The organism is Francisella sp. 19X1-34 (assembly GCF_041102755.1).
Classification (GTDB): domain Bacteria; phylum Pseudomonadota; class Gammaproteobacteria; order Francisellales; family Francisellaceae; genus Francisella.
Genome location: NZ_JBGCTX010000024.1, coordinates 1 through 13,407, shown reverse-complemented (window position 1 = coordinate 13,407; position 13,407 = coordinate 1). Strand labels below are relative to the sequence as shown.

Below are 13,407 nucleotides of genomic sequence, written 5' to 3'. Positions count from 1 at the left end.
GAAGAGCATTATTAATATAATATTTAAATAGTTTTTGTGGATATTTTCCTATGCATATAAGTGAACGCCGAAAATGGTATATTGGCTTAGGTATTTTCGTAATAATAGTTTTATTATCTCTTTCTCTTTTTCATGCTTCTATATGGTTTAGTGTTGGTTTTATAGCAATTTTAGTAGTAATTGCTGGATATGATCTTTCACAAAAAAGACATTCAATTTTAAGGAATTTTCCAATACTTGGGCATATTCGTTATATCCTAGAGTTTCTACGTCCAGAAATTCAACAGTATTTTATTGCTGATAATGAAAGTGAGAAGCCCTTTAATAGGGAGCAACGTTCTACTATTTATCGTCGTGCTAAGGGAGTCAATGATACAGGTGCTTTTGGAACAGAAAAAGATATATATAAAATAGGATATGAGTGGGTAACACATTCATTAGCCCCAAAACATTTAGATGAAGTTGAAACACGCGTTAAGTTTGGCGGACCTGGCTGTAAAAAACCATATATGGCATCACATTTAAATATCTCTTCAATGAGTTTTGGAGCGCTATCAGGCAATGCTATTATGGCTTTGAACAAAGGTGCTAAACTAGGAGGCTTTTGTCATAGTACTGGTGAGGGTGGTTTGACAGATTATCATCTACAAGGTGGTGATCTTGTCTATCAGGTTGGTACAGGGTACTTTAGTTGTCGTACTGAAGATGGTAAATTTTCACCTGAAAAATTTGCTGAGAGAGCAAATTTAGAAAATGTAAAAATGATAGAAATCAAGCTATCTCAAGGAGCTAAACCTTCTCATGGAGGCGTTTTGCCAGCAGCTAAGATTACTCCAGAGATTGCTAAAATTAGAGGTGTACCTATGGGTCAAGATGTATTATCACCACCTGCTCATAGTGCTTTTTCAACTCCTAAAGAGCTTTGTTATTTTATAAAAGAACTTCGAGACTTATCAGGTGGTAAGCCTGTTGGATTTAAGTTATGTATTGGTAGTCATATTGAATTTTTGGCTATTTGTAAGGCCATGTTAGAGACTGGTATAAAACCAGACTTTATAACTGTTGATGGGGCAGATGGCGGAACAGGGGCAGCTCCAGTAGAGTTTGCTAACCATATAGGTATGCCTTTAGAAGATAGTGTTGTTTTTGTTCATAATGCTCTTGTTGGTTGTGGAATACGTGATGATATTCGTATTGTAGCAAGTAGTAAAGTTGCTTCAGGTTTTGATATGGTAAGACTATTTGCTATGGGTGCTGATACTTGTAACTCTGCTCGAGCTATGATGTTGACTATAGGTTGTATTCAATCTCGCCAATGCAATAACAATACTTGTCCTGTTGGGGTAGCTACTCAAAACCCTCGTTTGGAAAAGGCTTTAGTTGTTGATGAGAAAAAGTATCGTGTTTATAATTTTCATAAAGCAACTATTAGATCATGTGCCGAGATTATAGGAGCTATGGGCTTAACTTCTGCTAAAGATGTTGGACCTGAGAATCTAAAAAAACGTATATCTGTTAATGAGGTTAAATCATATATTGATCTATATGACTTTATTCCTGAGAACTGTTTGGTTGAAGGCGATATTCCAAAGACTTTTAAAAGGTCATGGGAAAAGTCTTCAGCTGATTATTTTTAATTATATTGTTCTGCTGTTTAAAGTATTATTTTGAGTTTATAACTATTATAAACTCTACTATAGTTTAATAATCAATCTGGTGGTGAGTATTTATGAAAAAACTTTTATTAATTATTGTTGTGTTATCTCCAAGTTTTGTATTTGCTGCTACGAAACTTGATAGTTTTAAAAAAATACAAGAATCATTAAGTCAAGGAAATAAATTTACTGTTGTAGTTGATTTTAAAAATTGTTCTTCAAATATAATCAATATGAAGGATATGAATCTGAAAGCTTCTTTTTCACCTAATGCGATAATGTATGAGCCATCTAAAAGTATAAGTTTTTCAGATCTACACTTTACAGTAAATAGTCCTCGTTACAAAGGTAAGCCTATTTATGAGAGTGTCTCATATAAGCTTGACTCTAAAGGAAATTTAGCAATTAATACACAAGTTCTTAATGCTGTTGATTTTTCAACAATTGGTAAAAACTATAGTATAAGTTGTCAAATTAATAAAGGTGTTGAGTTTTATCAACAATAAGAAACTTTCTAGAAAATAACTAAACTTTAGTCTAGGTTTATTTGTTAAAATATCCAATATACATATTGTGATTAGTAAAACATGGCACTATACACCTATCCCTCAAATAAGCTAGAGTATTTAGTTAGAGTTTTATCTAAGCTTTTAGATCTTGAAGAGAAGGATTTATTTAGCCCAACGCAATTGATAGTTGGTAGCCGTGGTATGCAACATTGGTTGAGTATGCAGCTAGCAGGAACACGCGATATTGCTATGAATCTAAAATATGACATGATTAATGGATATATATTAGATATTTGCTATGAGTTAATTAATAAGCACGAATATAAAAAAGCTTATACAAAAGATATCTTGGCTTGGAGGGTTTTTAAGCATTTAGATGATATAAATAGCAATAAACTTGAAGAATATTATAAAAATAGTGATCTAAAAAAATATCAACTATCAGCAAAAATAGCCGAAGTTTTTTCAAAGTATCTAGCTTATCGTCCTGACTGGCTAGAAGCTTGGGAACAAAGCAAGTTTATAAATCCTACTAAAGAGGAGGCAGATGAGATCTGGCAAATGCAACTTTGGCAAAAACTAGTTGCAGAAGTTCCAGAAACTCCATATAAAATACAAACGCAAGCATTAGGGTTATTAAGTAAAGAGAGTTTAAAAAATATAAATATTCCTAATAGCATCTATATTTTTGGGATAAATAGTATTTCAAAGAAAAATCTTAATTTCATATTTGCATTAGCTAAGCACATTGATGTGAATATTTTGTATATTAATCCATGTAGTGAATATTGGTATGATTTAAAGAAAGATAAAATTTCGGCTTGGTTAGGTAATGATGATTATGAGATACAGCCACTTTTGGCAAATTTAGGTCAGCAGGGCAAAGAGTTTTTTAATGAGTTATTAGATAATGAAGAAAAAAATGAGCTAGAAGTATTTGAGAGGTTTGATAAGGATTATTTGAATTTTGCAAAGCTTGAAGATAATAATCAAAGCCAATTAGTTAGTCTACAACGCAATTTACTTGAGCTTAATTGTCAAAACTACTCACAACAAAAAGATATATCAATAAGTATCAATTCCTGTCATAGTCCGCTTAGAGAAGTGCAAGTATTGCATGATAGGCTCTTGGATATGATAAATGATAATCCTGATATTAAACCTCGCGATATTTTAGTAATGTGTCCGAATATTGAAGACTATTCACCATATATTGATAGTGTATTTTCTAGATATGTGGAAGATAAAAAACTACCGTGTTCAATAGCTGATAGAACGTTACTTGACTCAGAGCCATTAGCTGCTAGTTTTATAGAGCTTCTACAGTTACCAGAGAGTGATTTTGAGGTTAATAAAATATTAGATTATTTATCAGTTCCAGCAATACAGCATAAATTTAAAATCTCAAATGAGCAGTTAGAAACGATTCGTTATTGGTTAAAAGAGGCATGTATCCATCATAGCAATGATGGTGAGACATTTTCATGGGGCTGGGGCCTAAAGAGGCTAATGTTTGGATTTAGTTATAGTGATGATAATTATATTGTAAATGATAATTTGATGACTGTACCAATTATCGAAGGTAGTGAAGTAGTTGAATTAGGTGGATTATATGAGTTATTAGAGCTTCTAGCAGCATACTCTGAAGAGTTACTTGAAATTAGGAGCCTTGAAGATTGGCATAGTTATCTTTTAGAGATGTTTGATAATGTTTTTGATATAACTCAAGAAGAACAATATATTGCCAAAAAAATAAAAGATATTATAGCTCGTACAATTGAGACTGCTAAGGAAATATCTGTTGATATATCCATTGATTTATATACGATTAGATATTGTTTAATTTCACAGTTATCTGAGCCAATTATTAATAACCATTTTCTCAATGGTAAAGTCACTTTTTGTTCAATGACGCCAATGCGAAGTATACCATTTAAAGTTGTAGCTATGCTTGGCTTAAATAATGGTAAATTTCCACGCCAAGAGTTAGCAATTAGTTTTGATTTAATGACAAAACTAGGTAGAAGAGCTTGTGATAGAACCAAACGAGATGATGATCGATACTTATTTTTAGAAGCAATATTATCAGCGCGAGATTATTTATACTTTAGTTATCTAGGTAGAAGTGTTAAAACTAATGTTGAGCAACAACCTAGCTTAGTCCTTAAAGAATTAATTAGCTATTTGAGAGTAAATTATAATTGGCAAGATGGGGATATAAAAGAATATCCTCTGCACGCGTTTAGTCCAAAATGTTATACCAAAGAGTACAGAAGCTATGATAATGCTTGGCTTAATTTATTACAGGCAGAATCAAAGACTTTTTATGATTTTAAAAAAACTACCCCGTCTTGCTTACGCAACCGACCCCTTCACGAAGCGAAGGGGAATGCTAATAACTCTGTCATTCCGTCAGGCTTGACCACGGAATCCATCAATTATAGTCATACCCGCTCACATTCGACTCCGCTCAGTGACCGAGAGTATCTCAGTAGTGATGGGATAAATTTAAGAGATTCCCACCTGCGTGAGAATGACAATAGTATTAATATAAATACCAAATTACCACAAAGCCTAACAATATCTAAATTAGTTAAGATTTTTGAAAATCCCTTAAAAGCTTATGCAAACTATAGCTTGGATTTATATCTAGAAGATAACTTTGAAGAGTTAGAAGATACTGAACCTTTTGATGTTAACGGCCTTGAAAAACATAGCTTAAAGCAAGAATTATTAGATGTTTTGAAAGATAATAAAGATGAAAGTTTAACAATTAAAACCGCAAAACTAAGTGGTAAATTTCCAGAATCCATACTTACTGATAATCAGATTGACTTAGAAGTTGAAAATACTCAAAAGCTACTTGGAGCAATGGATTTAGAAAATTATCAGAAAGTTTCCATTAATGAAAGCATCTTAAACTATGAACTAGAGTTAAATTGTCATATTAATGATAATAATGTTTTATTGTATACAACTTCTACATTTAGTATAAAACATAAGTTTGAGTTATATTTGACATCATTATTGGTTGCGTGTCATAAGCAGAGAGATATATTTGCTGTTTATCATTACCTAAAAAAAGATGATAGAGATAAAATATCAATAGAAAAGACTTTTGAAATATCCTGTACTTCATATGCTGCTGCTAAACAGACTTTAGAGCATTACTTTAAATATGCAGAAAAAGTAGTTGCTAAACCTAGTCTTACTTATCTATCTTTAGCTGAAGCAATAATGGAATATGCAAAAGAAAATAGGAAAAAAGATGCAAAACTTATTGAAAAAAGTTATGCAATAAAAAAAGAAGCTTGGAATAAGGTTATTTCTAGTGAAAATAACTATAAATCACTTGATAAAGATGAGTATTTTAAGCTTTTTTATAGTGAATTCCCAATATTAGAAGATTTTGAAGGGGAAGAGATTTATAAAGACTTCTTTAAGGTTATAAATGAAAATTCTAAATAAATGTTACAAAGTGCCTCAGACATATAAAAACATGTACATAAGTTTTGAAATTGCTATAGCTGCTTGCTTATGTTTCTTATTTGGTTTTTATGTCTCTGATCTATTGCATAAAGGACAGTCAATTATTGGAGGTTTTTGGTGTTTGATTACAGTTTCCACAATATTACAGCTAAGTGTTGAAGATTCGTATTCTGCGGCGTTCCAAATATTTGTAGGGTCAATTATCGGAGGTATTACAGCATTTATTTTTACTTTTATTTTTGGCTATTATTATTGGGTTATGATCTTAGCTGTGGCTATTAGTGTTTTTATCACGGCAAGTATTGGTCTTGAGAATGCTGTGAAGATGAGTAGTGCTAATGCTGGAGTGATAGTCGCATTAGGTTTATATCAACCTAATTATTCACCTTTTGTAAACACAGGGTTACGTTTAATTGAGACTTTCAGTGGTACTGCAATAGCATTATTTTTTATCTTTATTAGTCGAGTTTTCAAGATTCGAACTAGTTAACTCTCTAAGACAAGTATTTTTTCTCTTTAAATAAATTACAGTTTATTAGATGTTTCATTAACCTAGTAATTGATAAATATTTTTGCAAAAGTGCTGGAATATGAATTGTAAATATATGATCTTAGTATAATAATCTTATGTACACGTGAACAATATTGACGTAAGGTCAAGAGGCTCCATGTATTTAAACAAATACGAAAAATCAGGCATGTTCTGGGTACCAACTACATATTTTATGGAAGGATTTCCTTATATTCTTATATTTGTAGTATCTAGTATTATGCTTAAGAATTTAGGTGTAGGTAATGCAGCGATTACATCATATACAAGCTTATTTTTATTTCCATCATTAGTTATGCCATTTTTGTCAGTCTTTTTAGATATATATAAATCTAATAGATGGTGGATATATATGACAGAGTTGCTATTAGCATTATTTATTTTACTAATAATCCTAGCACTTAGCAGCTCATCTTTTTTTTCTATAACGATAGCATTATTTTTTCTGCTCTCTATTAATAGTAATACTCATGATATGTCTGTTGATGGTAACTATGTTTCAAATCTTCCTACAGAGAGGCAGTCTTTTTTCTTAGGCTTTCAGTCTGTATTTGTTGTCTTAGGAAAGTTTTTTTCGCAAGGATTCTTAGTTATATTATCAGGTATTGTTTTTAGCTATACACATAATTATTTTATTGCATGGCAAATATCATTAGCTGTAGCCGCTATAGTGACATTATGTCTGGCTATATATCATTTTTTTGTATTACCAGAGAGGCCTAATAGTTATAAAAAACAAAGTGCTAATCCTTTAGTCCCAAAAGAAGGTATAATTAAACGTATATATTTAATTTATAAATCATTCTTTCAGCTTGAAGGAATATGGATAGGGTTAGTATTTATCGTTTTATATAAACTTGGAGAGTTATTGGTTTCAGCAATATTTCCACTTTTTCTTATAGATACTCATGTTCATGGCGGTATGGGTCTAAGTAATGCATCAGTTGGATTTGCTTATGGTACTGTTGTGGTGCCATTTACTATTATTGCTGGATTATTAGGAGGTTTCCTTATATATAAAAAAGGATTGAAATTTTGGTTATTACCTATGGTGTTGATTATGAATATTCCTCATGGCTTATTTATAATACTTGCACATGATCCAAACTTAAGTTACAGCACTGTATTAGTATTTATTATAATTGAAAAGTTTTGTTTTACATTTGCTGTATGTGCATATGTTATCTTTATGATGTATCTAATAAGAAATAGTAGCTATAAAACATCACATTATGCATTCTTTCTTGGATTTACTACATTAGTGCAGATTCCAATACGTGCAGTTAGTGGTTATATTCAAGAATTAGTCGGTTATGAATGGACATTTATCTTTATCTTTTTAATTGTCGTGCCTCTACTGATTTGTGTAAGGTTTATAAAAGTAGATTCTAACTATGGAAAGAAAGGTGCTTAGGTTATAATTATTTTAGTCAATTTATATAATCTCAAAAGGTTTAAGACTAAAATCAATAAGTATGAAAAACCTAGATGCAAAAATAATACCCCTACAAGGTCGCCATATAATCGAAGCAAGTGCAGGTACTGGGAAAACTTATAATATCACCGAGTTATATATTCGCTTATTATTAGAAAAAAAGTTGCTACCTAGTCAAATTCTTGTAATGACATTTACTAAAGATGCTACACAGGAGATTATAGGTAGAGTTGAAGCTAAGATCAGAGAAGTATTAGCGAGCTATACAGATGAGAAAAAAGAATCTGATAGTGAAAATTATAAGCACCTTAAAAGATCGTTGCTTGAGATAGATGAAGCAGCTATTTTCACTATTCATGGATTTTGTAAAAAAATATTGAGTGAGCAGGCATTTGCAAGTGGTATAGAAATGGATGTCTCAATGGAGGTTGATACCTCTGATATCTTACAAAAGGTTATTGAGGATTTTTTTAGAAAAAATATCAATAAAAATAAAACTAATTTTGAGTATCTAAAAGTATATAGCTTACATACTCCAGAGAAGTTTTTAGATAGAAATGGTTTGTTAAATGTTATTAGATCTAATCATCAAATAGTTGTCGATAAACCTATTAGTCTAGATGAATTTAATATGCGTAAAAAACAGCAGCTAGATATTTTTAGTAATAATGAAGATATTGTTGATGACTTTCTATCTAAGCTAGGCAAAGGGGAGCCAGAGGGAAGGCGAGTAGAAGAGTATCATAAAATTTTAGACTGGTTAAAACTAGATGATGAAGCATCATTTCCAGATAATATATCTATAATTACCAATGGAAATAAGATTAAGGGTGCTAAAGTAAAGCCAGTATTTGCTGGTATTAAAGAGTTAAAAGAGTTACAACAAGAGATTAAACAAAAGCAAGCAGCACAATTTATCCAGCAAGCTTGCACTAAAATTCGTAAAGATTTTGTAAAAGCTAAAGAGCAAAAAGGCGTACTAGATTTTGATGATTTAATTACCAAGCTTTGTCAAAGTGTTAAGAGCTCACTAGAATTAGTAAAAACTTTACAAACACAATATCCAATAGCACTTATAGATGAGTTTCAAGATACAGATGCAGAACAATATCAGATATTAGATGCCATTTATCCTTTGAAAAATACTAGTCATTCCCACGAAGGTGGGAATCTCCTCACTAATGGATTAAATTTAAAAGATACCCACCTTCGTGGGTATGACAATAACGATGTTCAGGATGAGAGCAAACATTTGTTACTAATGATTGGTGATCCTAAACAGGCAATTTATGGTTTTAGGGGTGGAGATATCTTTACATACCTAAAAGCTAAGAGTAGTTGCTCAGAAGAGAATCAGTGGAGCATGGATACTAATTGGCGCTCAACTAGCCAGATAATAAAGGCTTATAATCGTCTTTTTTATAAAAAAGATTATGAGCATAAAGATGAGGGAGAACTTGGGGATAATATCTTTAGTGACGGTATTGGCTATCAGCTTGTAAAAGCATCACCAAAAGCAAATGAAAAAGCTAGAGATTTTGAAGATGGTTTAAAGCCAATAAACTATTTTTATTATGACGTATCAGAAGAAGATAAGAAAAATGATATTGATAAGAGTTTATCAGCATGGACAGCAAATGAGATTGTCAGACTATTAAACTCTAGAAAAGTAGCAGAAGATGATATTGCTATACTAGTTGAAACTGGTACTCAAGCCAAAGAAATCCAGCAAGCTTTGAGTAATAAAAAATTAAGTTCAGTATACCTAAGTCAAAGAGATAATGTTTATCATAGTCAAGAAGCCTCAGAAATATTAGCTGTTATGGAAGGTATTAATGAACTTGAGAATAAATCATTACTTAAAAAAGCACTCTCGACTAGCCTTTTAGGTGGTAGTGCGGATAAATTTATAAGATATACAGACGATGAAGATATCTCAGTATGGGATGAGGAAATAGAAAAAGCTAAAAATTTGCGCATGATATGGCATAAATATGGTTTTATGGCTTTTATAATGAAACTGATCCATGAGAGCTTTAGTCAAAGAGATGATTCAAAAGAAAGGACTATTACAAATATATTACACTTAGCAGAGCTTATAAAAATAGCTGAGAATAAATATAAACATCCTAATCAACTTATTAAATGGTATCGCCAACAGATTAAGAACTCATCAACAGCAGAGGGTGAGCTTAGACTAGAGAGTGATGATAATCTTATTAAAATAATTACAATACATGGTTCAAAAGGACTTGAGTATTCAGTTGTTTTTATACCTTTTGCAAGTTATATAAGTTCTAAAAAACTTAGCTTAAATAATGCTAATAAATATTATGATAGCAGCTTAGAGCAGACTGTTTATAAGATTGGTAAAGATGATACGACTAAAAAGCTAGTTGAACAAGAAACTATACAAGAGCTAATGAGATTATTTTATGTCGCGGTAACTCGAGCTGAACATAGATGCTATATTGGTGTGGCTAAATATCCCAATAGTGAGAATTCATCATTAGCACAGTTTTTAGAATATGAGAAAGATGAATGCTGGTTAGAAAAAGTACAAAAAATCACAGCTAATCTAGATAATCAAAGTATGCTTTTAGAGATAAATGATTTTGAAGTTTTAGAGCTAAATAATATAAATAAAACTGAAGTCAATCAGCAGCTTCAAGCTAATGAAATAGCTAAATTAAAAGATGATAATTGGGAGATGTTATCTTTTTCAAAAATATCTAAATCGAAAGCACAAAATACAGCTTTAGAAAAAGAAAATGATGAGTCAGAAGATAGTCAAGTTCAAGAATCACAAGATGAACTAGAGTTTAGATTTACAGCTGTAAAAGGTGCGGATATAGGTAATATATTACATAATGTCTTAGAGCATACGGATTTTAGTGCAGGCTTTATTGATGATGCTCTTTTGCAAGAGCAAATGGATAGGTATAGAGTAGTTGCTGCAGAGGATTTTGATAATTTAAAAACTTGGTTAGAAGAATGTTTAGTTGCAGAGATTAAGCCTATAAAAAATAGTGGCATTTCAGGATTTGATTCAAAATCGTTAAGCTCTAATGAAGATATTCAATATAGCTTATTTGATAATAACGATGAAATACCAAAACAATCTCAGCATAATACAAATGAGAAAAGTTTTTGTTTAAAAGATATTCCAAACTCAAAAACTCTTAAAGAAGCAGAGTTCTACTTTCCAATTGCTAATGAGAAGCTTTATAAGACAAATATATTAAATATCTTGCAAGAATATAGAGAACTTAAAAACTTAAAGCCGTATAGTCATTCCCATGTAGATGGGAATCTTTCAAATAACTACCCGGATCTAAGGGATACCCGCCTTCGCGAGTATGACAATCTAACTAATGTTTCCAATCATAAAATCTTTGGTATGTTGCATGGTTTTATAGATTTAATTTTTGAACATGATGGTAAGTTTTATGTCGCGGATTATAAATCAAATTATCTTGGTGATAAATTGGAAGACTATAATCAGCAATCTATGCAGGAGAAAAACCAAAGTAGTTTTTATGATTTGCAGTATCTAATATATAGTGTTGCGTTAAATAAATACCTAAAACAAAATATTCCAAACTATGAGTTTGAGAAACATTTTGGTGGCGTATATTACTTCTATTTACGAGGTATGAAAAATGGTTATGGAATATACCAAGCTAGACCATCTTTTGAGATTATTAGTAAATTATCTAATTTACTAAATGGAGGTTCTAATGTATAAGAGTTTCCATAAGGCTAAAGAGAGATTAGCAGACATTCAGGCTGTAGATTTTTTCTTTGCTAAAGAAGTATTGGCTTTGATTAATTCTCAGAGTATACGATTAGAGAACGATTCTAAAGATATTTTATTTCACTTATTAATAGGGCTTATGTCAGCATATAGCTTTGGCCATAGTTGTATTAAGATAAAAGATTTAGCAGATAAGACTATTTTTGCTTCTGAGGAAGGTGATGACGAGTTAAAAGAAGGGTATAAGCTATCTAGCTATAAAGAGCTTATAGATATTTTGGATTCTATAAACTATACAAATCTGCCTATTTATTTTGCTAAAGAGTTTGATTCTTTATATATTAAAAGACTCTGGTGTTATGAGGAAGAAATTGCAAAATTTATTAGGCAAAAAACTAGCAAAAACATAGCTTGCAGTGATAATGCTAAATTAAATGAGATCGTATCTAGATTGTTTGAAACTACTGAAGATATAGATTATCAAAAGCAAGCTGTTTTAAATAGTTTTAACTATGACTTTAGCATAATTTCTGGAGGGCCTGGAACAGGTAAGACAACTACTATAGCAAAGTTACTATTAGCCCTACAAATATTTAATGATAAACAGCAGAAAATAGCACTTTTAGCACCTACAGGTAAAGCCGCACAGCGAATGACAGAATCGTTAAGGAAAACCTTGGCTAGTGGCTTAGCTCTTTCAGTCATTCCCGACTCTGATCGGGAATCTCTTAGCTATCTACAAAACTTAGAAGCTCAAACAATACATCGCTTTTTAGGCTTACGTCCAAATTCAAAATATATAAAGTATCATAAAAAATCAAAGGCTCCCTATGATGTGATTATTGTAGATGAAGCATCTATGTTAGATATAAACATTTTTATTAAACTTATACGAGCTGTTAGTGAAAATACTAAACTAATATTATTAGGAGATATTAATCAATTACCATCAGTAGAAGTAGGAAGCCTTTTAGCAAGTTTAACTGTTGATATAACTGGAAATATGCCAAGCTATACGACTAAGCTTCTAAAGAATTATCGTTCGCAGCAAAGTATAAATAATCTTGCAAGTAGTGTATTGATGGGTGAAGTATCACAAGTAGAGCATAAGAGTGAAAATATTAACTTTTATGATTCAAAAGATATGGATAAGCTCCTTAAAAGTTATGCAAATAAATATAAAGCCTTAGAAAAATGTAGTAGCTATAAAGAAGCTTTGAAACTGCTAAGTAAATTTAGAATATTAGTAGCAAATAAAAATCTAGATATTGGTACAGATAGGTTAAATCAGAAGATTGAGAAATTATTAGGTAAAACAATAGGTTCTGACTATAAAGCCAGACCTATTATGATAACGCAAAATAGTTATTCATTAGGTTTGTTTAATGGAGATATTGGTATTATTTGGCCAGACTCTAGCGGTAAGCTTCGGGCGTATTTTGATGGTAAAGATGATAGAGTATTTTCTTTGAATATGCTTCCTAATTATGAAACAGTATATGCAATGACAATTCACAAAACTCAAGGCTCAGAGTTTGATGAAGTTGCCATTATACTGCCTAATAGTGATAATGAAGCTTTAACAAAGCAGCTTATATATACAGCTATAACTAGAGCTAAGAGTAGATTAGATATAGTTAGCCAATCAAAGATATTCAATAAAGTTATAAAAAAATCAGTAACTAGGAATTCAAATATACAGTTTTTAATAGAGAAAAAAGTTATATAAATACTAATCTAATAATAAAAGCCTGCTGTTAAACTTCTTGATGATAGATTATTTTAAGTCACTATTATATAAGTAACTTAAAACAGAGGCAGCTTATGAAAACAGTAAATGTTGATGATTATGATAAACATAAAAAATATCATTACAATAATATACCTCACCTTATTGCAGGATAAATAAGGATTAAAATGATTCAAAATAAAATTCTAATATAACCTCAGTTCGGAATTAAAAGCATTGTAAATTAAGGGTTTAGTAGTGTTTTTAGGTTAAAATAAGCGAA

General features: G+C 31.0%; 7 protein-coding genes. All 7 read left to right on the top strand.

The genetic code is table 11. The annotated features are described in order from the left end of the window. Positions 1-50 precede the first annotated feature (50 nt). The 7 genes from AB8E56_RS05290 to recD all read left to right on the top strand — a co-directional run bounded on the left by AB8E56_RS05290 (position 51) and on the right by recD (position 13,124). Positions 51-1,637: an FMN-binding glutamate synthase family protein gene (locus AB8E56_RS05290; RefSeq protein WP_329478759.1), complete on the top strand. Its 1,587-nt coding sequence runs from the start codon at positions 51-53 to the stop codon at positions 1,635-1,637. 92 nt (positions 1,638-1,729) lie between these two features. Then, the gene (locus AB8E56_RS05285) at positions 1,730-2,161 is read left to right on the top strand and encodes a VirK family protein (protein ID WP_329478757.1); all 432 of its coding nucleotides are present in this window, start codon (positions 1,730-1,732) and stop codon (positions 2,159-2,161) included. 81 nt (positions 2,162-2,242) lie between these two features. Next, positions 2,243-5,632, top strand: coding sequence for an exodeoxyribonuclease V subunit gamma (gene recC / locus AB8E56_RS05280; protein WP_329478755.1), 3,390 nt, complete (start codon positions 2,243-2,245; stop codon positions 5,630-5,632). Beyond that, positions 5,616-6,143, top strand: coding sequence for an FUSC family protein (locus AB8E56_RS05275; RefSeq protein ID WP_329478753.1), 528 nt, complete (start codon positions 5,616-5,618; stop codon positions 6,141-6,143). Before recC ends, AB8E56_RS05275 begins: the two co-directional genes overlap by 17 nt. 178 nt (positions 6,144-6,321) lie before the next feature. Continuing rightward, a complete protein-coding gene (locus AB8E56_RS05270; protein WP_329478751.1) occupies positions 6,322-7,617 on the top strand; it encodes an MFS transporter in 1,296 nt (431 codons plus the stop codon). A gap of 61 nt (positions 7,618-7,678) precedes the next feature. Then, a complete protein-coding gene (locus AB8E56_RS05265; RefSeq protein WP_329478749.1) occupies positions 7,679-11,386 on the top strand; it encodes a UvrD-helicase domain-containing protein in 3,708 nt (1,235 codons plus the stop codon). Next, complete coding sequence (gene recD / locus AB8E56_RS05260; RefSeq protein ID WP_329478747.1) at positions 11,379-13,124, top strand: exodeoxyribonuclease V subunit alpha; 1,746 nt, start codon at positions 11,379-11,381, stop codon at positions 13,122-13,124. The genes AB8E56_RS05265 and recD overlap by 8 nt, the downstream gene beginning before the upstream one ends. Positions 13,125-13,407 lie beyond the last annotated feature (283 nt).